Origin of the sequence: Thioclava sp. DLFJ4-1 (assembly GCF_002020145.1) — a bacterium.
Classification (GTDB): Bacteria; Pseudomonadota; Alphaproteobacteria; order Rhodobacterales; family Rhodobacteraceae; genus Thioclava; species Thioclava sediminum.
The window spans coordinates 400,846-421,555 of the sequence record NZ_MPZT01000006.1 but is presented as its reverse complement, the minus strand read 5'-3'; the positions used below and the strand labels follow the sequence as shown (position 1 = coordinate 421,555).

Genomic DNA, 20,710 nt, shown 5'->3' with positions numbered 1-20,710 from the left:
CCCGAATGAGGGTGCAGGGCGCTTAGGGTTCCGTTGCCGATAAGGCAGGTCTGGTCCGAGAAGTGCCACCCACGCGGCAAATTCCGTGCGGGCACACGGCGGGCCAAAATCCCGGGAGATTACTGCGCAGGTCTGACCCGCGCCTCATCTCTTGTTCCGCCAGCGGGTCGGCCTCTACGCCATAAAAAGGCGGGACGCATGCCAACGGGGAAGACCATGACCAGAACGAAATTCCTGTCCGCCACGGCCCTCAGCTTGGGCGTTCTCGCCGCCTCTCTCTCGCCCGCGATGGCCGAGCAGAAAACCGATTTCAAACTCGCATGGTCGATCTATGCCGGCTGGATGCCCTGGGGCTATCTGGACAGCTCGGGGATCATGGACAAATGGGCCGAGAAATACGGCATCACCGTCGATATCGTTCAGATCAACGACTACGTGGAATCGATCAACCAATACACCGCGGGCGGCTTCGACGGCGTCTCCGCGACCAACATGGACACGCTCTCGATCCCGTCGGGCGGCGGTGTCGACACGACCGCGCTGATCGTCGGCGACTATTCCGACGGCAATGACGCGATCATCTCGAAGAAAGCGACCTCGATCGAGGAGCTGAAGGACACCAAGGTGAACCTCGTCGAGCTGTCGGTCTCGCATTACCTGCTGGCGCGCGCGCTCGACAAGGCCGGGCTGGCCGAGAAGGATTTGGCCGGTGTCGTGAACACCTCCGACGCCGACATGATCGCCGCTTTCGCGACCCCCGAGGTCGAGACGGTCGTGACGTGGAACCCGCTCGTGTCGGAAATCCTCGACACCAACCCCGATGCGAACAAGCTCTTCGACAGCTCGCAGATCCCGGGTGAGATCCTCGATCTGATGGTGGTGAATACCGAGACGCTCAAGGACAATCCCGATTTCGGCAAGGCCGTGGTCGGCGCCTGGTATGAGGTCATGTCGAAGATGGCCGCAGGCGACGAAGAGGCCCTGACCGCGATGGCCGAAGCCGCCGGCACCGATCTTGAGGGCTACAAGGCCCAGCTCGCCGCGACGGCGATGTTCTACGATCCGGCCAAGGCGGTCGAGCAGGCTTCGAGCGCCGAGATGCCCGAGACCATGACGACGGTCGCGAACTTCCTGTTCGACAAGGGCATCCTTGGCGTCGATGCGCCCTCGGCCGATTTCGTAGGCGTCGAGTATCCCGACGGCAAAGTCACGGGCGACGAAGGCAATGTGAAGCTGCGCTTCGACACGACCTACATGCAAATGGCGGCCGACGGCGCGCTTTGATCTGACGTGCCCGGCCTTCGGGCCGGGCCCTTTTCCGACAATTGCCGAAAGCGCCCATGCGTCTGCTCAACCGACATCCGACCCGGCCCACCGGCATCCTGCTGGCCGCGCTGCCCTTCGTGGCGGTGCTGATCGCCTATTGGATCGGCTCGGAAATCCGGCTTGCGGCGAACCCGCAAGACAAGCTTCTACCCGCGCCCGAGACTATCATGAACACCGCCGGGCGGCTCTTCACCGAGCCGAACAAACGCACCGGCGAAATCCTCCTCTGGGCCGATACTTTCGCGAGCCTGCGGCGTCTGGCCTTCGGTGTCGGCATCGGCGCGCTGATCTCCCTGACGGTCGGCGTCGGGATCGGGTTGCTGCCTTACGTCCGGCGCGGATTGTCCAGCTTCGTCGCGGTGCTCTCGATGGTGCCGCCGCTGGCGCTGCTGCCGATCCTCTTCATCGTTTTCGGGCTGGGCGAGACTTCGAAAATCGTGCTGATCGTCATCGGCATCACGCCCTTCCTGATCCGCGACCTCTCGCAGCGGGTGCTCGACATTCCGCACGAAGAGATCGTGAAGGCGCAGACATTGGGGGCCTCCACCTGGGTGATCGCGCTGCGCGTGGTGCTGCCGCAAATCCTGCCGCGCCTGATCGCGGCCATCCGCCTGTCACTCGGCGCGGCTTGGCTGTTCCTCATCGCCGCCGAAGCCGTCGCGGCCGAGGTCGGCCTTGGCTACCGCATCTTCCTCGTCCGGCGTTACCTCGCGATGGATATCATCCTGACCTACGTCATCTGGATCACGCTGCTCGCCTTCCTAATCGACTTCGCGCTCAAGACGCTCTCGCGCAAAGCCTTCCCGTGGCTGGGAGGTGGGCTATGAGCTTCGTCACCGTCCGCGATGTCTTCCAGGAATACGACGGTCGTCCGATCATCGAACGCGTCAATCTCGACGTGGCCGAGGGCGAGTTCGTCTCGATCGTCGGCGCATCCGGCTGCGGCAAATCCACCTTCCTGCGGCTTCTGCTGGCCGACGAGACGCCCACGCGCGGGCGCATCACCGTCGATGGCGGCACGCCTGCGCGCGAACCGGGGCGCGAGCGCGGCGTGGTGTTTCAGAAATACTCGGTCTTCCCGCATATGACCGTGCGCGACAACATCGTCGCCGCCGAGAGTTTCCCGAAAGGCTGGGGCTGGTTTCGCGGCGCGAAGCTGCGCGAGGCCCGGGCGCGCGCCGATGAGGTTCTCGAACGGATCGGGCTGGCCCATGTGGCGAAGAACTACCCCTCGACCCTCTCGGGCGGGATGCAGCAACGCCTCGCCATCGGGCAGGCGCTGCATGCACGCCCGCGCATCCTGCTGCTCGACGAGCCCTTCGGCGCGCTCGATCCGGGCACGCGGCTCTCGATGCATGAGTTCCTGACGCAGCTGCGCGCCGAGACCAGCATGACCGTCTTCATGGTCACGCATGATCTGGGCGAGGGCTTCAAGCTGGGCGACCGCGTTCTCGTGTTCGACAAGACCCGCTGGGATCCGGATTATCCCGAACGTTACGGCGCGACGATCACCTATGATTTCGACGCCCGCGATCACGGCATTCCGTATCAGCACATCCTCGACACGATCCCGTCTCTGGCCGCGCAAGGCGAACCCGCGCCCCTGCCGGACTGAGATCAAAGTTTCACCGCGCGCGCCGCTGGGCCCCGCGCGCGGGCCGCCGCCAAGGTCCAGACAGCCTGCCCCGATCCGGGGCTTCGATAGATTGGAGACAGAGATGTTCCATGACCTGCCAGGCGGGCGATCGCGCCCGCACCACCCGCAAGCGGCCATCGCGGCGCATGCCCTGCGCGAGCGCCGCCAGCACCACCCGGACCTGACCAAGCTCGCCGGCTGGAAGGCGATGCGCAAAGAGGCGGAACTCCCCGAGGGCCGCTGGGACGAGGAACGCCGCTGGGCGCTGCGCATGGGTCTGACCGGCGCGGACAGCATCGAGGACAAGTCGATCCCGACCTTCGCACGCGGCGAGCTGCCGCACTACGCGGGCATCAACACCTTCCTGAAAGCGCCCTATGCCGAGGACGTGCTGGAGGTCTCGCATTACGACGCGACCGTGCTGGGCATCCCCTTCGACGGCGGCACCACCTACCGCGCGGGGACCCGCTTCGGGCCGCAGGGCGTGCGCAAGATCTCCGCGCTCTACACGCCTTACAACTACGAGATCGGCGTCGACCTGCGCGAGCAGATGACGCTTTGCGATGCGGGCGACGTGTTCACCATCCCGGCGAATATCGAGAAGAGCTTCGACCAGATCAGCCGCGCGGTCAGCCACGTCTTCTCCTCGGGCTCGCTCCCGATCATGATCGGCGGCGACCACTCGATCGGCTTTCCCTGCGTGCGCGGCATCGCCGAATGCACCTCGAAGAAGATCGGCATCGTCCATTTCGACCGCCATGCCGACATTCAGGAAAAAGACCTCGACGAGCGGATGCATACCACGCCGTGGTTCCACTCGACCAACCTGCCCAACGTGCCCGCGAAGAACCTCGTGCAGATCGGCATCGGCGGCTGGCAGGTCCCGCGCGAGGCGGTGAAGGTCGCACGCGAGCGTGAGACCAACATCATCACCATGGGCGACATGGAGAAGATGGGCATCGACAAGACGATCGAGATGGCGCTGGAGATGGCGTGGGACGGCGTCGACATGGTCTACATGTCCTTCGATATCGACTCCATCGATTGCGGCTTCGTGCCCGGCACCGGCTGGCCCGAACCGGGTGGCTTCCTGCCGCGCGAGGCGCTGGCGCTGGCCTCGGGTATCGCCGCCGAAGGCATCTGCGGGATGGAACTGGTCGAGGTCGCGCCGCCCTATGACGTGTCCGACATCACCGCGCTGATGGGTACGCGGGTGATCGTGGATGTGCTGGGCTCGCTGGTGGCCAATGGCAAGCTGGGCGCGCATCGCAAGCATATCGACAAGCCCGTGTCGCTGCCCCATGGCGAGTTTGAGGGCAAGCGCTGGTCGAATTCCGAACCGCATAAGGTGGGCTGAGCCATGCCGCATGATCACGCCCCTCACGGGCACCATCACCACCACGATCACGGGCACAGCCACGGGCATTCCCATGATCACGCGCATCACGGGCATGGCCACAACCACGCCCATGGCGAGCATCTGCACAGCCACATGCATCATGAGGACGAGGCGGCGGACCTGCAGGTTCTGGCCACGCAGTTCATCGACGGCTTCATGCAGGCCTCCGACAAGACGAGCTATCTCAAGCTCGCGGGCGTCCCCTTCGAGCGTCCTTCGTCCACGGGGCCGAAGTCGCTGAAACTCGTGGATGTGGAGCTCAAGACCGAATGGCAGGTGGGCACCGCCTCGCCCTCCTTCGGCTCGCGCGAACTGTCCTACCTTCCGTTCCCGGGCGAAATGGTCCGTGAACGCACCAACATGTCGCTGATCTACGTGTCGATGGACGAGAAATCCGTCCTCGACATCCGCGACTTCCTCACCCAACGCAAGAAAGAGATCGACCAATGAAGACCAGCTTCGCAACGCTTCTGGGCGCAACGCTCGCCAGCCCGGCCCTCGCGCATTCCGGCACGCAATTCCATACCCACGGTGTCGAGCCGATGCTGATCGTCGGCGTCGCCGCCCTCGCGGTCTATGGCATCGTCGAATTCGTCAGATCGCGCCGCTGATTTTTCGAAACGACCCAACAAGGCGCCCCGACGGGCGCCTTGTTCACTCCGGCACCCGGAGCCCCGCGAGCTTTCGCATATGCCAGGCCAGCGCCTGATTTGAGCTGAGCACCGGCATCCCAAGCTCCGCTTTCAGCTCCGGCAAAATCCCCCGCGTGCGCAGGTTGGTGCATGACAGGAAAATCCCGTCCAGCTTGGCCTGCCCTGCTAGGCTCCGCGCGGCTTCCGCGATCGAAGCCGGGTCGATCCGCGCCACCCGCGCCTCCACCTCCTCGCCGAAAGACAGGGTCGCTGGAACGGTGATCCCCGCGGCGACGAAGGCCGTCCGCAAAGGCTCCGCGACCGAGGCGACATAGGGCGAGACGATGCCCACCCGCTCCAACCCCAGATCTGAGATCGCCGCCAGCGCGGCGCTCAGCGGATCGGTCACATGCCGCGTCGTCACCCCCGCCATGACATTCGCCCGTACCTCAATCGGCCCGATCAGCGCTGCGCCCGAGGTGCAGCCATAGCCCACCACATCGAACTTCGCCGCAGGCGGCAGCAGCTCCGCCGCGCCGCTCAACGCACGCTCCATCTCGGCGATGCTCGACGGGGTCAGGTCATCGCCCGAATGGACGCGCGTGACATGCATCCGCGCATCGCCCGGCGGAATGTAGCGGCGGAATTCATCCTCGATGGTCTCGTCCACGCGCAGCACGATCAGCCCCATCGTTGGCGTGGCGTCTTCGCGAAGACGATAGGGGAAATCGGCCATCAGCTCAGCTCCGGCAGGGTTTCGGGCGCACGCGGCGACAGCAGTTCCGCCCCGGTCGCGCGCAGGACGATGTTTTCCTCATGGACCAACAGGCGGCGCGGGCCATCCGCAGTCTCGACCCAAGCGCCGGGTTCCAGCGTCAGCACCATGCCCTCGCGCAGTTCCGTGTCGTCGCGCGGGGTGAAGGACGGCCATTCCGTCAGCGTGATCCCCAGCCCGTGGCCCAGACGCCCACCACCCGCCGCGACACCGCGCGCCGACAGCCCTTCGACCAGCAGACGATGCGCATCATTCGCCCGCATCCCGGGCCGCAGTTGCCCCATCACCGCCTCGGTCGCCTCCCAGAGCGCAGCATGAGTTCGCCGCACAGGATCCGACGCCGGGCCGACCGAGAAATTGCGGTCGAAATCGCAGAAATACCCGTCGCGCACCGCGCCGGTATCCAGCATCAGCACATCGCCCGCCTGCAGCGGCTCGGGCCCGGCAGGCGAGATCACATCGTCATAGCCCGACGGCCCCGCTGCCCCGGCGACATAGCTGACCCAGTCGGCGCCCCCCTCCAGAAGCGCCGATTGGAAGGCACGGAATATCCCGTCGAGCGGACGCCGCTGCCCCGCGAATTCCGGCACACGGTCGAAAGCGCGACCCGCGATGGCGCAGGCCGTGCGGATTTTCTCGATCTCGGCCGTGCTCTTGATCTCGCGCACCCGCTGGATCGCGGCGGTGCCGTCGATGAAGCGCCGCGGCGCGATACGCTCCCCGAGCCGCGCGTAATCCGCGAGCGGCATCCGCAGCTGCGTCTCCAGCCCCATCGGCACCCCGATCCGCGCGCTGTCGGGCAGCAGATCGCAGAGCGTCTCGGCAAGCAGGCTCACCCCGTCATCCGTCGGATCGGGTGCCTCCCAAGTGCGAACTTGCGTCATCCATGTGCGGCCCATCAGTTCCGCCCCGATGGAGGGGATCACCGCGACCGGCGCACCGATGGCCGGAACGATCACGAACCACGGGCGCGCGGGACTTTCCCAGAACCGAGTCAGGAAGCCCGTGACGTAGAAGATATCCGCAGCCGAGGTCAGGAACAGCGCATCCAGACCCTGTGCGCTCATCTCGACCTGAAGTCGGCTGACGCGGGTGCGATACTCCTCCGCCGGGAAGATGAGCGAGCGCTCAGCCATCTTCCGGGCCTTCGCTTAGGATCGCCAGCACGCGCGCCTCGGGACCCAGCGACAGCCCGGCAAGCAGAGCCGCCAGCCCGGCCCCACCCGAAGGCGTCGTGGCCAGACCGTGCTCCGCGAGGATGTCGACGCCGGACTGCGCCTCGGCTTCGGTGATCGTGGCGAAGCGATCCGCATCGCGCGACAGACTCGCCAGCGCCACCATCGAGGGCGTCTTGCAATCGAGCCGCCCCATCGCGGAAACCGGCCCTTCCGTGCTCACCAGATGCCCTGCGCGAATGCTCTCAATCAGCGCAGGCGCCGCATCGGGTTCGACCACGATGATCTCAGGCCCGTCGCCCCAAGCGAGCCGCGCATGCGCCGCGACGGCGGCCGCGAGACCGCCCACCCCGGCCTGCAAAAGAATATGCGTCGGCGGCGCGTCGATCTGCGCGACGGCCTCGGCGGCAAGCTGGGTGTAGCCCTCCATCACCCGCAGCGGCAGGTCGACATAGCCCTCCCACGAGCTGTCCGACAGAAGCGTCCAGCCGTTCTCCGCCGCGGCCGCCTCGGCGGCCTCCATGCTAGCTTGATACTCCGCGCCAGCGCGCACGACCTCGGCCCCGCGTGCCTCTAACCGCGCGGCGAAGGCGGCGGGCACGGTCTCGGCCAGATAGATGATCGCGCGGGCCCCGAATATCCGCGCACCTGCTGCGACCGACAGTCCATGATTGCCCGCACTGGCCGCGACATAGGTCTCACCGGCGAGGGCCGTCTGCAGGTCGTCGCCTTCGGCCCGCGCCGCCGCCTCCCGGGCAATCGCATGGACCGCGCCCAGCGCCTTGAAGCTGCCGAGCCCCATGCGCTCACGCTCGTCCTTGATCCAGACCTTGCCGACCCGGGCAAGCTGCGCAATCTCGGGCGCCGCACGCAGCGGGGTCTCGCGATGGGCCGGACATTGGGCGAGCAGGCGGGCCACGCCCGAGGCATCCGCGATGGGCTGAACACCCTCCGGATCGAGCCCGTCACCGCGCCAGGGATTGTCTATGATGATCGGCATGTCGGCCCCTCGCTGCGATGGAAGCAGGCCCATAAGGCAACGAGACGTCCGCGCACGCAATGACCTTTTCAGAAAGGCCATTGCGCGAAATCGTGAGGCGCGTCAGTCGGCCTCTTTCACCGCCGAGAGGAATTGCTGCGTGCGCTCTTTCTGCGGGTTGCCGAACAGATCCTCGGGGGCGCCCTGCTCTTCGATCTTGCCGTCGAAGAAGAAGCAGACCCGATCCGAGATGTCCTTCGCGAAGCCCATCTGGTGCGTCACCATCAGCATCGTCAGATTGTGCTTCTCCACGAGCGACCGGATCACATTGGTCACCTCGCCGATCACCTCTGGGTCGAGCGCGGAGGTCACCTCGTCGAACAGCATCACCTTGGGGCGCATCGCCAGCGCGCGCGCGATCGCGACGCGCTGCTGCTGCCCGCCCGAGAGCCGCGAGGGGTGTTGGTCGCGCTTGTCGGACATGCCCACGAGCTCCAGCAGTTCCTCGGCCCGTTCGCGCGCCTCGGCCTTCTTCATGCCCAGAACCTGCACCGGCCCTTCCATGCAATTCTCCAGCGCGGTCATATGCGGGAAGAGATTGAAATGCTGGAAACACATGCCGATCTGGCTGCGCGCCTTGCGCAGATATTTGCGGTCTGCGGGCACCAGCTTGCCGTTCTTCTCCATATGGGTCAGCGGCTTGCCGTCCACGTAGATCACGCCCTCGTTGATCGTCTCGAGCGTCATCAGCATCCGCAGCACGGTCGTCTTGCCCGAGCCGGAGGGGCCGATGATCGTGACCATTTCCCCCTCGGCCACGTCGAGATCGAGCTGGTCGAGCACCACCAGATCGCCATAGCGCTTGGTGACTTTCAGGAACCGCACCATCGGCACATTGTCGCCCGTCAGTTCGAGCGGATAGTTCGAAAGGTCTTCCATCATTTCAATCCGAGTTTACGCCGCACGCGATCCTCGAAGACGCGGATCAGGGCAGCGGTGGGAAGCGAGATGGCGAGGAAGATGATCCCCACCAGCGTATAGGGTTCGAGATAGCGATAGCTCGACGAGCCGATCGCATTCGCGGTGTGCATCAGTTCGGCCACCCCGATCACCGAGAGCATCGGCGTATCCTTGAAGATCCCCACGAGGTAGTTGCCCATCCCCGCCAGCGCGGGCGGAATGGCCTGCGGGATGACGATGCGCCAATAGGTGTCGCGGGTCGACATGTTGAGCGCGGTGCAGGCCTCCCATTGGCCTTTCGGCACCGCGTCGAGACCGCCGCGATAGACCTCCGACAGATAGGCCGAATAGTGCAGACCGATCGCGATCATGCCTGCCGTCCACGGCCCCAGTTTCAGGCCGAATTGCGGGCCGACGTAATAGACGAAGAAGATCTGCAGGATCAGCGGCGTCGAGCGGATGAACTCGATGAATTCGCGCACGACCTTGGTCAGCGCCCAGTAGGGCGTGCGTTGGGCCAGCGCGAAGACCATGCCCAGCACCACCGCGATGGCATAGCCGAAGCCCGCCGCCATCAGCGTATTGAGCGTCGCATGCATCAGCTTGGGCAGGATTTCCCAAGTGAATTCCCAGTTCCAGTTGAACCCCATGGATCAGGCCCTCCCCAGCTTGCGCCGCATGACCAGCTCCAGCCAGCGCATGAACGGCGTCACGATGAAGCGCGCGAAGACGTAGTAGATGATCAGCGCGGTGCCGAAGGTCTGCGCCGAGAGGAAGGTGGAGCCGTTGATCTGCTTCGCTTCGAACATCAGGTCCGACACGGAGATCAGCGCGACCAGCGCGGTGTTCTTCAGCAGTTCGATCAGCAGGTTGCCCCACGGCGGCAGCATGTTGACGAACGCCTGCGGCAGGATGATCCGCCACATCCGCCTCATCGGGCTCATCGACAGCGCATAGGCCGCCTCCCACTGCCCTTTCGGCACGGATTGGATACCACCGCGCACCAGTTCGGCGCCGTAAGCGCCAAGGTTCATGCCCACCGCGACGAAGCCTGCGGTGAATTTCGGCAGCGTCAGCCCGAACAGCGGCAGCACGAAGAAGATCCAGTACAGCTGGACCAGCAACGAGGTGCCGCGGAAAATTTCGATATAGACGACGGCGATGCCCCGGATCAGCCCGTTGCGCGAAAGCTTCATAAGCCCGGCAACAAGCGCGATGACGATCGCCAGAGCGGAGGCTAGGAAGAACTGCCCCGCCGTCACGAGCGTGCCGTCCCAGAAGCGCGGCCCGTATTCTTTCAAAAATTCTATGTAACTCATTCCCGTCCCGCCCCGGCGGTGAATGTCAAAATGGACGGGCCATGCGCTGGCCCGTCCATGTCTTCAGCAGTTGCGCTTAGCGCATCTTGCAGACTTCAGCCGAAGTCTTGTCGCCCGGCAGGTTGTCCTTGGAATAACCGTATTCCTCGACAGCCTTCATCATCGCGTCCGAACCGAGATACTTCTTCTGAGCTTCGTTGAACTTGTCGACGAAGTCCTGATCCGCCTTGCGGAAGCCGATGCCGACCCAGTTCTGGGTCCATTCCGGCAGCTGACTCACGTCCGACACTTCAACCGAACCGTCCGACTGCTTGGCGAGGTTCTGCGCAGTGAAGTAGGTCACGCCACCTGCATCCGCACGACCCGCTTTCACGGCGGCGAGGATTTCGGTCGGACCCGGCACGGTCATGACATTGCTGTCTTCGATGCCGCCCTTGGCTGCGGATTCCACCTGGTTGTAGCCCGCACCCGTCACGAAGGTCGCGCCAGCCTTGGCGACCTGCTCGTAGTTGTTCAGGTCCTTCGGGTTGCCCTTCGGCACGATGAACGCATCGCCCACCTTCGCCATCGGCTCCGAGAACGCGACGTTCTGGCAGCGCGAGTTGAGGATGTAGAGACCGCCGGTGACCATGTCGAAGCGGTTCGCGTTGAGGCCCGGGATCAGCCCGCCCCAATCGGTCACGACGGGGGTGATGTTGTCATAGCCCATCTCGTGGAGCACACCCAGAACATAGGCGTTCACGAAGCCCAGCGGCTTGTTGTCTTCGCCCGGATAGGCCCACGGAACTTCGTTCGCAAAGCCGATGCGGATCGGCTCGCCCGAATTGATACGGTCCATCAGGGGTCCGGCCAGTGCGGCGGTGGCGCTCATCGCGAGGCCCATACCGGCAGCGGCGACAGATTTCCAAATCGATTTCATGCGTCTCTCCTGTTGGCTCTTGTTAACGGAAAGCCGAAAGCCTTCCGCGCTTGATGTACACAACACCTATGAGATTCCGGGGAGTGTCAAGCAGATCACATTGATTATACAGGGTTGCCAGACAGATATCGTGTGCTCGAAGTGGGCTGCGCGCATATGTTGTGCACCAATGCCGGAGCTTTGAGGAGGGAAACGGCGCGCATCTGCACCTGCGCCGGCCCTCGCTGCCGCCTCGCGCGGTTTACGCTACGCAATGAAACTCCGTATGTGCGGACAAAATCCGCCTTGGGCAGCTGATACGAAGCAGATTGACCTGCGCGCCGCCGCCGCCGATCATGGCCTTCGCGCGAAGAGACGACAAAACCCGATGAACGAGATACCCCTGCCCCACCGGCAAACCGAACCGGAACGACTGCGTGGCCGCGACCGCTTGGATCTCATCCATGCCGAAATCCGTAGCCGCATCTGCCTGCTCGACTACCCGCCCGGCATGCGCCTGTCGGAAACCGCGCTGGCGTCCGAATTCGGCATCTCGCGGACACCGCTGCGTCGGGTGCTGGCGCGGCTCGAGGATGACGGGTTGCTGCGCTCGATGCATGGGGTCGGCACGTTCGTCACCGATGTCGATTACACCGAACTGGCTCAGGTCTTCCGGCTGCGGCGCGAGCTCACGGTGCTGCAGACCACGCTCGACCCGGTGCCGCCAAGCGCCGCGCTGATCGCGTCTTTCGTCAAGCTTCAGGAACGCGGCCGCGCCCTTGTCGATGCGCCCACCGCCCGCGCTTTCGCCGAGCTGGACCGCGATACCTTCCTCTGCCTGCTGGACCTGACCGCGAATGCGCCGCTGAGGGAAATGTCGGAGGCGCTGTATTTCCGCACGGCCCGGATCTGGCTGCAGCAGGTCACCGCCTCGCAGATCGACCTGATGCAGGAGATCGAGATCTACAATGACGAGCTGCGCGACATCCTGCGCGCCTTGCGGCTCGGCGATCTCGATGCGCTCGGCCATATGCGGCGCGGCCATATCTCCATGAGCTTCGCGCGGATGCCCGTCCTGATCAAAGCGCCCTAGCGGACGACTGGAGGCCGCAGCCTCCGTGACCGGGCTTACCCCACGCGCGGCTCTCGAACGCACACGGTTTGTTCAAGGAACTGCGGCGCGGCGGGTCCGTTCGATCACTGAGAGGGATGTGATTGTCTCCGGGGGCGACGCCCGGAGGCGCCGACGAAGGACATGCATTCCATGACCGATCTCACCCACCCTTCCGCCGACCGATCCGCGAAGACCACGCCCGATCCGGACAGCCCGCCGCTGCGCTTTCTCGAAGGGCGCCGGGGCTATCTCCCGATTGGCGATTACGCGGTGATCGGGGACACGCGCACGGCGGCGCTGGTGGCCCGCGACGGCGCGATCGATTGGCTCTGCGGCCCCGATTTCGACGGCGATCCGGTCTTCGGTCGGCTGCTCGACCAGTTTCGCGGCGGGACGTTCTACCTTGGTCCGGTGCCGGATGCCGACCGCCCAACCACCCCCGAACGCGCCTATGAAAACTACGGCCCGATCCTGACCACGACCCACCCGACCGAGGGCGGCCAACTCAAGGTCACCGACTTCATGAACCTCCCGGACTCGCTCGAAGAAGCGGCGAGTTTCGGGCGCTCCGTCGTGCGGCTGATCGAAGCTCAGGAAGGCGCGGCGGAGGTCGAAATCTGCATCGCCCCACGCTGCGATTACGCGCTGAACACCCCCGATTTCATCCGCCGCGGCCCGGGCAGCTGGCAATTCACCCAAGACGGCGACATCGTCCTGATCGACAGCTCCATCGAGTTGGAAATCGAAGGCTCTGGCCGGCTCAACGGGCGCGGCACGCTCGCCGCTGGAGAAGAAGGCTACGTCACCCTCACGATCACCCAAGGCGGCCACGGCCATGTCGGGGGAATGGACGCGGCCCACAAGGCGCTCGCCGCGACCCGCGAGGCATGGCGCAAACGGCAGTCCAAGACGGATTTCGGCGACGGGCCGTTCTCCGGGCCGCTCAAACGCTCGCTGATGGCACTGCAGCTGCTGATCCACGCGCCCACCGGCGCCGTGATCGCCGCACCGACGATGGGCCTGCCGGAGGTGGTCGGCGGCATCCGCAATTACGACTATCGCTATTGCTGGCTGCGCGATGCGTATTTCGTGCTGCACGCCTTTCTCGATCAGGGCCTGACCGGAGAGGCCGACGCGTTCTTCCGCTGGCTGATGGCGGCCACGCGCGAAACGGCGCCAGAGCTGGGCACGCTCTACACGGTGCGGGGCGACAGTGACGTATCCCTGCAGAAACTGCAGACGGTCGAAGGCTACCGCCGCTCGGCCCCGGTGCAATTGGGCAACGGCGCTGCGACGCAGCTGCAACTCGATGCGTACGGCTCGATGATCATGGCCGCGCGCGCCTATGTCGAAGCGGGCGGCGAGCTGCATCCCGGCGAAGGTATCCGGCTTGCGAATTTCGCGGATGTCGTGGTCTCGCAATGGACCCGGCCCGATAACGGGATCTGGGAAATGCCCGATCCGCGCCGCCACCACACCTATTCCAAGGCGATGTGCTGGGGCGCGCTGAACGCGGTGATCGCGCTGGTCGAGCGCGGTGTGATCGATGCCGACACAAAGCTCTGGAAGGCCGAACGCGCCGCGATCGAGGCACTGATCCGGGACGCGGCGTGGAATGAGCAGATCGGCGCCTTCACCGGCGCGATTGGCGAGGACTGGCTCGATGCGAGCGTTCTGCTGATGCCGCGTATCGGGGTGATCGCCGCGGACGATCCGAAGATGGCCGCGACCTACACCGCGATCCGCGAGCGGCTGGGCTCGGGCGTCCATCTGCGGCGCTACGACCTGCGGGAAGACGGGCTGCCTGGCGTCGAGGGGTATTTCAACGCCTGCGGCTTCTGGGCGGCGGATTACCTCGTGCGGGCGGGGCGGATCGACGATGCGAAGACCCAGATCGAGGGGATGCTGAAAGCCATGACCGATCTTGGCCTGATGGCGGAGGAACACGACCCGGAGACCGGCGCGCAGTTGGGCAACTTCCCGCAAGGCCTGTCCCATGCCGGGATGATCGCGGCGATCAGCGCCTATCGTTCGGCCGTGAAGGGCTGACCGTCTTCAAAAAAAACCGCGCGACCCGCATGTGAAAAAAGGCAGCCCCGATCCCCGGAGCCGCCTTTTTCCTGTGTTTCGCGTGATCCCGCCGTTACGCCGCAAGCGTCTCCGTGGAGGAGAAGAACATGGCCTGGCTCACCGCCGATTGCACCTGGCTCTCGGTATAGGGCTTGGTGATCAGGAAGGCGGGTTCAGGCCGCTCGCCGGTCAGCAGACGCTCCGGGAAGGCCGTGATGAAGACCACGGGCAGCTCGTTGCCGAACTGCGCGAGAATGTCGTTCACCGCGTCAATGCCCGAGGAATTATCCGCCAACTGAATGTCGGCAAGGATCAGGTCGGGCTTGTCGGTCGAAGCAAGCTCCACCGCTTCGGTCCGGGTCCGGGCGATACCGGTGATCTGGTGACCCATATCCTCGACGATGGCACGAATATCCATCGCGATGATCGCCTCGTCCTCGATGATCATCACCTTGCCCGCGACGGAGGTTTCCATCTCGCGGATCGCGATGTCGATCAGTTCCTTCGCCTCGTCGGTGTCGACCTGCATGATCGTCCCGATTTCCTCGACGCGGAAACCCTCGATCGAGTGCAGCAGAAGTGCCTCGCGCGTGTTCGGCGTCAGTGTCGACATGTGATCCTGCGCGCGTGCCGACAGCCGGTTGTCCGGCTCGCCCAGCGGCGCACCGGCGGAGGCCCAGACCAGATGGAAGGCGTGGAACAATGCGAGCTTCGGATCGTTATTCTCGAAAGGCGTCGTGTCTTCGAGTATGGCCTCGAGCGTAGCCGCGGCATATCTGTCGCCGCTGTCCTGGCTGCCGGTAAGGGCTCGGGCGTAGCGCCGCAGATACGGCAGGTTGGCTCCGATGGTGCCGGCGATGTCTTCGGACATGAAAACCCCCTTTTGCGTTTTTTCGGGAACCAAACTCTCTGGCCCCGCGTTCGGTTCCGTGCAAAATGAGTGGGATCGAAACCGGATGTATAGTGATATGGCAGACGAAAAGCCTAAGTCCAGTATCAGGGACCAGATCAATCAAAACCTGAAGAAGGTTTATGAGGAGGCGCTTCAGGAAGAAGTGCCAGATCGGTTCAAAGACTTGCTGGCGCAACTCAAGGCGAAGGAGGGCGAAAAATGACTTCGTCCTCCAAAGCCAACTCGTCTACCGAAGCCCGCGATCCGCGTGAGGAACTGCCCGATCATCTCGGAGCCCTGCGCGCCTTCGCCCTGTCGCTGACCCGGAATTCGGCCTCTGCCGACGACCTCGTGCAGGACACGATCGTCAAGGCGTGGTCGAATATCGAGAAATTCGAGCGCGGCACGAACCTGCGTGCGTGGCTCTTCACGATCCTGCGCAATACCTTCTATTCGGACCGCCGAAAGCGTAAGCGCGAGGTTGCAGACCCCGAGGGTATCCACGCGGCTTCGCTCTACGAGAAACCTGCGCATGACGGACGTCTCGCGATGAACGATTTCGTCGTGGCCTTCGATCAGCTCAGCCCCGAACACCGCGAGGTTCTAACCCTCGTTGGCGCCTCGGGCTTCTCCTACGAGGAAGCCGCCGGAATGATGGGCGTCGCAGTCGGGACGGTGAAAAGTCGTGCCAACCGAGCCCGCGCCCGGCTTGCGGAGATGCTCGGGCTGGAAGAAGGTGAAGACATTCTGTCCGGCTCGGATCGAAATTCGCTGGCCGTGATGGGCAAATCCGGAGTTGCCGCCGCATGAATTCGGAAGCCGCGAAAGCGGCAGACGACGAGCACTACAGTGACCACGCCCCGTTTCAAGCTCGGAAACGGGGCGTCATTCCCTTTTTTGACGGGCTCGGCGTGCGCTTGGCCTTCATGCTGGCCGTCGCGCTCTTTCCCCTGCTGATCATCGCCGTGCTGCAATCGACCTCGGTCGTTCGCGAAGCGCAGGCGCGCTCCGAGGCTGCCCTGATGGGCGAGACGATGCGCGCCGTCGCAGGCGAGACGCGGGTGATCCAGCACGCGCAGGATGCAGCCCGCGTCCTTGCCAGCACCGTCCAGCCGCTCGTGGGTAGTGACGAGGCCTGCTCGAACTGGATGCGGCAGATCTCGGGCGCTTTCCCCGAGTTCTCGCTGGTCGCCTTCATTCCCGACAGCGGCAAGATGAGCTGCTCGAACTCGGGCAAGAGTTACGATTTCAAAGGTCAGGACATCTTCGAGAGGATGATGACCGCGGATCGCACCAGCTTCTACGTCAATCGCGATGCGCCGGTGTCGGGCACCTCAGTTCTGGGCGTGGCCCATCCCGTCTACAACGCAGCGGGCGATCATATCGGCATCATCGCGATCTCGATGAGCCACTCCTCGCTTTCGCTGGCGAAGGACGGGCCGAAGCTCGCCGACGATCGGCCGCTGGTGATCATGACCTTCGACCGCGAGGGCACGATCCTGACCTCCTCGGACGGGCTGTCGAACACCCAGTCGCACCTGCCCGTCGACCGCTCCCTGAAACTGCTGGCCGGCAATGGCGCGGTCACCTTCTCGGGGGATTCCAACCTCGGAATAGAGCGGGTCTATTCCGTCGTCGAACTCGTCCCCGACCAACTCTATGCACTCGGTAGCTGGCCCGCGCAGGCGGCCTCCGCGCTGAGCCCCTTTGCCGATATCTCGCCGGTGCTGTTCCCCGCGCTGATGTGGATGGCGAGCCTTCTGGTCGCCTATTTCGCAATGCAGAAACTGGTCATCGGCCACGTCCGCAAACTGTCGAGCGCGATCACCAGCTTCGCCACCGGCAGCCGGATCGTGGGTAATCTCAACCTGTCGACGGCCCCTTCGGAAATCCGCGACCTCGCCGAAGCCTACGACCGGATGACCGAGACCATCCTGCATGACGAGGCCGAACTGGAAGACATGGTGCACCACAAGGAAGTGCTGCTCCGCGAGGTCCACCACCGTGTGAAGAACAACCTCCAGCTCATCGCCTCGATCATCAACATGCAGATGCGGCAGGCGCGCACGCCCGAAGCCAAAGGGCTGATGAAATCGCTGCAGGAGCGGGTCATCTCGCTCGCGACGATCCACCGCGGCCTCTACCAGACCTCCGGGCTCACCGATATCCGCGCGCAGGAGCTGCTGCCCGATATCGTGCGCCAGATCACCCGCCTTGCGACCGGGCCGGGGCGCCATGTCTCGGTCGATTGCCATATCGACGACATTCACCTGACGCCCGATCAGGCCGTGCCGCTTTCGCTTCTGCTTACCGAAGCGATGACCAACGCAATGAAATACGCCTCCGCCCGCGACGGCGAACCGAAACTCGACATCTCGCTGAACAAGCTCGAAGGGATGCAGGCGCGTCTCAGCGTGCGCAATACCGTCGACACGGACGCCCCGCCGCTGGAGGCTGTGGACGGTACCGGGCTGGGGTCGCAACTGGTCAACGCCTTCGTGCAACAGCTCTCCGGCACGATCGAGATCGAGACCACAGACGACGAATACCTGCTCAATGCGGACTTCACATTGCGCCCCCTCGTCGAGAGCGAATTGCGTCACGAAGAGCGCTTGAAATCTCGGAAACACGAAACAGTTTCTGAAGAGAGCAATTGAGTGAGATACCTGCCGCGGCGACCTCTGGTCACCTTCGCGGCCGTTCAGAAAAAACGAGCCGCATGGAACGTCTTAAACAAGCCGGAGTTCACGCCGAGAGCCGCGTCAGACTGCTTTTGACAGCAGCCGAGGCTTATCCCGTGCTCGAGGATGCCTTCCTCGACTCGCGGCACTCGATCCACGGCTCCTTCCGCGTCTTTGACCTCAACACGAAGCTTAAATCGGATCGCGGGCGCGCCATCGGCGCGACTTGGTTCGACCTGATCATCCACCTGCTGAAACGTGGCGTGGCGATGCAGATCGACCTGACCGACTTCGACCCCTGCGCCAAGCCCGAGCTGCACCGCATGACGTGGTCGTCGATCCGCATGTTCTGCGCCGCGCGCGAACTGGCCGGGCCGAACGCCAATCTGCGGCTGCGCGCGCTGATGCATCCGGCGCAATCGGGCATCCTGCCGCGCACGATCTTCTGGCCCTATGTCTATTACAAGCTCGGCAACCATGCGAGCTGGCTCAACGAGATGGACGAGGCCAAGCGGCTGACGGCGATGCGCGACATGCCGGGGCTGCGGGAATATCTCAAGGCCGGATCGGACAAGAAAATTCACCGCAAGTTCCGCGGCGCGCCGCCGAAACTGTTCCCGGCGACGCATCACCAGAAGCTCGCCGTGTTCGACGACAAGAAGCTCTATATCGGCGGGCTGGATCTCGACAACCGCCGCTTCGACACGCCCCTCCACGAGCGCGACGGCGAGATGACCTGGCACGATGTGCAGCTGATGATGACCGGCCCCGTGGTCGCCGAGGCGAAGGCCCATCTGGAAACCTTCCACGAAAGCTGTGCCGGCGACAAACTCGCAAAGCCGCCGCGTCGCCTGCTCCGCACGATCTCGCAGCGGCGCAAATTCGCGACCCTCCGGATCGGGCCGAAGCTCTATCGGACCGAGATCGAGAACGCGCACGAGATGCTGATCGCGCGCGCGCAGAAGCTGATCTATCTCGAAAGCCAGTTCTTCCGCTCGCGCAACCTCGCAAATCATCTGGCCCGCGCCGCGCGCGAGAACCCCAATCTCAACCTGATCCTGATGCTGCCCGCCGTGCCCGAGACGCTGATGCTGGCCGACCGCCCGACCAGCGACGTGCGCTATGGCGAGTATCTTCAGGTCCGCGCGCTGGATACGATCCGGGAAGCCTTCGGCAGCCGCCTGTTCATCGGCTGCCCGGCGGAGCCGCGCCTCGCCGCTCCCGACGATGACGGGGCGATGCGCACCGGTGGCGCGCCGCTGATCTACGTCCATGCGAAAGTCTCGATCTTCGACGAGGACGCGGCGCTGATCACCTCGGCCAACCTCAACGGACGGTCGCTGCACTGGGACAGCGAGGCGGGCGTCTATCTACGCCGTAACGACGGCATCCCGGCCATGCGCCGTCGCCTGATGCGCCATTGGCTGCCGCCCGCGCCGGAAGAGGCGTTCTTCGACCCGACGCGCGCGGTCTCGGCCTGGTCCGAGCTTGCCCGTGCGAACGGCACCAAAGCTCCCGAGGACCGGGAGGGCTTCGTGCTCCCTTACGACATGGAAGCCGCACGCAAAATTGCGCGCAAATTGCCGTTCATTCCGGAAGAGATGGTCTGATCCGCACCCGCAGCCAAGGGCCGCGCCGGATCAGTTCGCTTTTCAGTTGGTTTCGAGCTTCTGCTCCGCCTCGGATTTCGGATCCGGCAGGCTGTCGGTCAGCACCAACGCCCAGAGCAGCAGCGGAATCGCCACGATCCCGCCCAGCGGCCCCCAGAGCCAGATCCCGAAGGTCAGCGACAGGAAGACCAGAAGCGGATTGAGCCGCATCTGCCGCCCGATTGCGGCCGGGGTCACGAATTGCGCCTCGGTCGCGTTGAGCATGACGTAGATCAGCGGCGGCAGGATCACCCGGATCCCGTCGAACGTCGCCACGCCTGCAAATCCCAGCGCGATGATCAGCGCCGCAGGGCCGAGATAGAGAATATAGTTGATCAGGAAGGCCACCAGCCCCCAGAGCGGCGCATTCGGCAGCCCGATCAGCTGCATCGCGACGCCCACCGCCAGCCCGAGGCCGGCATTCACCACGGTGATCGTGAGGAAATAATGCGACACCCGCGTCTCAGCCTTGCGCAGCCGGGCAGCGGTGGCGCCGCGGCTCGCCGGCTCCGCGAGATGCTTCGCGATCCAGTTGTAAATCTCGGTCCGCGAGAGCTGGAAGAAGAACAGCGCCCCGATATAGATCAGCCCCTGCGCAATGATGGCCGGGGCGAGCATGACGAGATCCTTGGCGTCCGGCACGGCGCTCTTGTCGCCATTGCCACCGCCATCCTGCGCGGCATCCTTTGCCGGCGTGATCGCATCGCTCACCTCCTTCGAGGCGTCCTGAATACCTTGGAACATGTGACGCATATGAATGATGGTGGACCGCATGTCGTCCATCACCTTCGGCGCCTGACGCATCAGCTCCGCGATCACCGGCTGGATCACGAGAACCAGCAACACGGCGATCATCAGAGAGATAACGAGCGAGGTAAGTGCCCCCCAGACAGGCGACAGACCTCTTTTCTCCCATGCATCGGAAATCGGTGAAAGCACGATCCCAACGACGAGCGCGAGCACGACGGGGGCAAGCAAGCTTTCCACCTGGCTAAGCGCAGCCACGACAGCGATTACAGCGATCGCGATCATGGCGATGCGCGACAGGGTCTCCAGGCGATGCATTTCGAGAATTACTTCCCTCTTGGGTTTCGCGAGCTAACGCCGCTGGAGCCCCCGCAGTTCCCGAGTTTTTGCGCCCTCACACACAGGAACATCGCCCCCGGCGAAACGTTGATGGACGACGCCGAGACCCGCGTCTTCAT

General features: G+C 64.3%; 21 protein-coding genes and 1 riboswitch. Of the genes, 12 read left to right on the top strand and 9 right to left on the bottom strand.

Annotation, left to right across the window (positions count from 1 at the left end; translation table 11 throughout):
• Positions 1–11 precede the first annotated feature (11 nt).
• Positions 12–120: riboswitch (guanidine-I (ykkC/yxkD leader) on the top strand.
• 96 nt (positions 121–216) lie between these two features.
• The 6 genes from BMI85_RS19755 (at position 217) to BMI85_RS21220 (ending at position 4,972) form a co-directional block, all read left to right on the top strand.
• Positions 217–1,284 (top strand): putative urea ABC transporter substrate-binding protein, encoded by a 1,068-nt coding sequence (locus tag BMI85_RS19755; RefSeq protein WP_078602480.1) that lies wholly within the window; start codon positions 217–219, stop codon positions 1,282–1,284.
• A 56-nt stretch (positions 1,285–1,340) separates the two neighbouring features.
• Positions 1,341–2,153: an ABC transporter permease subunit gene (locus tag BMI85_RS19750; RefSeq protein ID WP_078522763.1), complete on the top strand. Its 813-nt coding sequence runs from the start codon at positions 1,341–1,343 to the stop codon at positions 2,151–2,153.
• Positions 2,150–2,941 (top strand): ABC transporter ATP-binding protein, encoded by a 792-nt coding sequence (locus BMI85_RS19745; RefSeq protein ID WP_078602479.1) that lies wholly within the window; start codon positions 2,150–2,152, stop codon positions 2,939–2,941. The genes BMI85_RS19750 and BMI85_RS19745 overlap by 4 nt, the downstream gene beginning before the upstream one ends.
• A 103-nt stretch (positions 2,942–3,044) precedes the next feature.
• Positions 3,045–4,319 carry an agmatinase family protein gene (locus BMI85_RS19740; RefSeq protein WP_146673635.1) on the top strand — a complete coding sequence of 425 codons (1,275 nt, stop codon included), beginning with the start codon at positions 3,045–3,047 and terminating at the stop codon, positions 4,317–4,319.
• A gap of 3 nt (positions 4,320–4,322) precedes the next feature.
• Complete coding sequence (locus tag BMI85_RS19735; RefSeq protein WP_078551097.1) at positions 4,323–4,811, top strand: hypothetical protein; 489 nt, start codon at positions 4,323–4,325, stop codon at positions 4,809–4,811.
• Positions 4,808–4,972, top strand: a complete 165-nt coding sequence (locus tag BMI85_RS21220; RefSeq protein WP_143595195.1) for a peptidase M23 — start codon at positions 4,808–4,810, stop codon at positions 4,970–4,972. Before BMI85_RS19735 ends, BMI85_RS21220 begins: the two co-directional genes overlap by 4 nt.
• 43 nt (positions 4,973–5,015) lie before the next feature.
• On the opposite strand, the gene BMI85_RS19730 is transcribed toward BMI85_RS21220, so the two are convergent.
• The 7 genes from BMI85_RS19730 to ehuB form a co-directional block, all read right to left on the bottom strand.
• The gene (locus BMI85_RS19730; protein WP_078602478.1) at positions 5,016–5,729 is read right to left on the bottom strand and encodes an aspartate/glutamate racemase family protein; all 714 of its coding nucleotides are present in this window, start codon (positions 5,727–5,729) and stop codon (positions 5,016–5,018) included.
• Positions 5,729–6,904, bottom strand: coding sequence for a Xaa-Pro peptidase family protein (locus BMI85_RS19725; RefSeq protein ID WP_078602477.1), 1,176 nt, complete (start codon positions 6,902–6,904; stop codon positions 5,729–5,731). Before BMI85_RS19725 ends, BMI85_RS19730 begins: the two co-directional genes overlap by 1 nt.
• Positions 6,897–7,943, bottom strand: coding sequence for a pyridoxal-phosphate dependent enzyme (locus BMI85_RS19720; protein ID WP_078602476.1), 1,047 nt, complete (start codon positions 7,941–7,943; stop codon positions 6,897–6,899). The genes BMI85_RS19725 and BMI85_RS19720 overlap by 8 nt, the downstream gene beginning before the upstream one ends.
• 102 nt (positions 7,944–8,045) lie before the next feature.
• Positions 8,046–8,861 (bottom strand): ectoine/hydroxyectoine ABC transporter ATP-binding protein EhuA, encoded by an 816-nt coding sequence (ehuA, locus tag BMI85_RS19715; protein WP_078522757.1) that lies wholly within the window; start codon positions 8,859–8,861, stop codon positions 8,046–8,048.
• Positions 8,861–9,532 (bottom strand): ectoine/hydroxyectoine ABC transporter permease subunit EhuD, encoded by a 672-nt coding sequence (gene ehuD, locus BMI85_RS19710; protein WP_078602475.1) that lies wholly within the window; start codon positions 9,530–9,532, stop codon positions 8,861–8,863. The genes ehuA and ehuD overlap by 1 nt, the downstream gene beginning before the upstream one ends.
• 3 nt (positions 9,533–9,535) lie before the next feature.
• Entirely contained in the window at positions 9,536–10,201 is a 666-nt protein-coding gene (gene ehuC / locus BMI85_RS19705) for an ectoine/hydroxyectoine ABC transporter permease subunit EhuC (RefSeq protein WP_078551092.1), read from the bottom strand.
• A gap of 76 nt (positions 10,202–10,277) precedes the next feature.
• Positions 10,278–11,120: an ectoine/hydroxyectoine ABC transporter substrate-binding protein EhuB gene (gene ehuB / locus BMI85_RS19700; RefSeq protein WP_078570546.1), complete on the bottom strand. Its 843-nt coding sequence runs from the start codon at positions 11,118–11,120 to the stop codon at positions 10,278–10,280.
• Positions 11,121–11,487: 367 nt separating this feature from the next.
• Between ehuB and BMI85_RS19695 the strand changes: the two genes are divergently transcribed.
• Positions 11,488–12,192, top strand: coding sequence for a GntR family transcriptional regulator (locus BMI85_RS19695; protein ID WP_078602515.1), 705 nt, complete (start codon positions 11,488–11,490; stop codon positions 12,190–12,192).
• A gap of 171 nt (positions 12,193–12,363) precedes the next feature.
• Positions 12,364–14,262 (top strand): glycoside hydrolase family 15 protein, encoded by a 1,899-nt coding sequence (locus BMI85_RS19690; RefSeq protein WP_143595193.1) that lies wholly within the window; start codon positions 12,364–12,366, stop codon positions 14,260–14,262.
• Positions 14,263–14,356: 94 nt separating this feature from the next.
• Here BMI85_RS19690 and BMI85_RS19685 read toward each other — a convergent pair whose 3' ends face one another.
• Complete coding sequence (locus tag BMI85_RS19685; RefSeq protein ID WP_078522750.1) at positions 14,357–15,154, bottom strand: response regulator; 798 nt, start codon at positions 15,152–15,154, stop codon at positions 14,357–14,359.
• Between the two features lie 97 nt (positions 15,155–15,251).
• Between BMI85_RS19685 and BMI85_RS19680 the strand changes: the two genes are divergently transcribed.
• The 4 genes from BMI85_RS19680 (at position 15,252) to BMI85_RS19665 (ending at position 19,466) form a co-directional block, all read left to right on the top strand.
• Positions 15,252–15,398, top strand: a complete 147-nt coding sequence (locus BMI85_RS19680) for a NepR family anti-sigma factor (RefSeq protein WP_078522790.1) — start codon at positions 15,252–15,254, stop codon at positions 15,396–15,398.
• The gene (locus tag BMI85_RS19675; protein ID WP_078522749.1) at positions 15,395–15,985 is read left to right on the top strand and encodes an RNA polymerase sigma factor; all 591 of its coding nucleotides are present in this window, start codon (positions 15,395–15,397) and stop codon (positions 15,983–15,985) included. The genes BMI85_RS19680 and BMI85_RS19675 overlap by 4 nt, the downstream gene beginning before the upstream one ends.
• A complete protein-coding gene (locus tag BMI85_RS19670; protein ID WP_078602473.1) occupies positions 15,982–17,832 on the top strand; it encodes a sensor histidine kinase in 1,851 nt (616 codons plus the stop codon). Before BMI85_RS19675 ends, BMI85_RS19670 begins: the two co-directional genes overlap by 4 nt.
• Before the next feature lie 62 nt (positions 17,833–17,894).
• Entirely contained in the window at positions 17,895–19,466 is a 1,572-nt protein-coding gene (locus BMI85_RS19665; protein WP_078602472.1) for a phospholipase D-like domain-containing protein, read from the top strand.
• Positions 19,467–19,508: 42 nt separating this feature from the next.
• Here BMI85_RS19665 and BMI85_RS19660 read toward each other — a convergent pair whose 3' ends face one another.
• A complete protein-coding gene (locus BMI85_RS19660; protein WP_078551086.1) occupies positions 19,509–20,570 on the bottom strand; it encodes an AI-2E family transporter in 1,062 nt (353 codons plus the stop codon).
• Between the last annotated feature and the right edge of the window lie 140 nt (positions 20,571–20,710).

Coding starts and splice junctions, on each gene's coding strand:
- BMI85_RS19670 (WP_078602473.1), top strand. CDS start 15,982: ATGAATTCGGAAGCCGCGAAAGCGGCAGACGACGAGCACTACAGTGAC.
- BMI85_RS19755 (WP_078602480.1), top strand. CDS start 217: ATGACCAGAACGAAATTCCTGTCCGCCACGGCCCTCAGCTTGGGCGTT.
- BMI85_RS19685 (WP_078522750.1), bottom strand. CDS start 15,154: ATGTCCGAAGACATCGCCGGCACCATCGGAGCCAACCTGCCGTATCTG.
- BMI85_RS19735 (WP_078551097.1), top strand. CDS start 4,323: ATGCCGCATGATCACGCCCCTCACGGGCACCATCACCACCACGATCAC.
- ehuA (WP_078522757.1), bottom strand. CDS start 8,861: ATGGAAGACCTTTCGAACTATCCGCTCGAACTGACGGGCGACAATGTG.
- ehuC (WP_078551092.1), bottom strand. CDS start 10,201: ATGAGTTACATAGAATTTTTGAAAGAATACGGGCCGCGCTTCTGGGAC.
- BMI85_RS19730 (WP_078602478.1), bottom strand. CDS start 5,729: ATGGCCGATTTCCCCTATCGTCTTCGCGAAGACGCCACGCCAACGATG.
- ehuB (WP_078570546.1), bottom strand. CDS start 11,120: ATGAAATCGATTTGGAAATCTGTCGCCGCTGCCGGTATGGGCCTCGCG.
- BMI85_RS19745 (WP_078602479.1), top strand. CDS start 2,150: ATGAGCTTCGTCACCGTCCGCGATGTCTTCCAGGAATACGACGGTCGT.
- BMI85_RS21220 (WP_143595195.1), top strand. CDS start 4,808: ATGAAGACCAGCTTCGCAACGCTTCTGGGCGCAACGCTCGCCAGCCCG.
- BMI85_RS19695 (WP_078602515.1), top strand. CDS start 11,488: ATGAACGAGATACCCCTGCCCCACCGGCAAACCGAACCGGAACGACTG.
- ehuD (WP_078602475.1), bottom strand. CDS start 9,532: ATGGGGTTCAACTGGAACTGGGAATTCACTTGGGAAATCCTGCCCAAG.
- BMI85_RS19725 (WP_078602477.1), bottom strand. CDS start 6,904: ATGGCTGAGCGCTCGCTCATCTTCCCGGCGGAGGAGTATCGCACCCGC.
- BMI85_RS19665 (WP_078602472.1), top strand. CDS start 17,895: ATGGAACGTCTTAAACAAGCCGGAGTTCACGCCGAGAGCCGCGTCAGA.
- BMI85_RS19690 (WP_143595193.1), top strand. CDS start 12,364: ATGACCGATCTCACCCACCCTTCCGCCGACCGATCCGCGAAGACCACG.
- BMI85_RS19740 (WP_146673635.1), top strand. CDS start 3,045: ATGTTCCATGACCTGCCAGGCGGGCGATCGCGCCCGCACCACCCGCAA.
- BMI85_RS19750 (WP_078522763.1), top strand. CDS start 1,341: ATGCGTCTGCTCAACCGACATCCGACCCGGCCCACCGGCATCCTGCTG.
- BMI85_RS19675 (WP_078522749.1), top strand. CDS start 15,395: ATGACTTCGTCCTCCAAAGCCAACTCGTCTACCGAAGCCCGCGATCCG.
- BMI85_RS19720 (WP_078602476.1), bottom strand. CDS start 7,943: ATGCCGATCATCATAGACAATCCCTGGCGCGGTGACGGGCTCGATCCG.
- BMI85_RS19660 (WP_078551086.1), bottom strand. CDS start 20,570: ATGCATCGCCTGGAGACCCTGTCGCGCATCGCCATGATCGCGATCGCT.
- BMI85_RS19680 (WP_078522790.1), top strand. CDS start 15,252: ATGGCAGACGAAAAGCCTAAGTCCAGTATCAGGGACCAGATCAATCAA.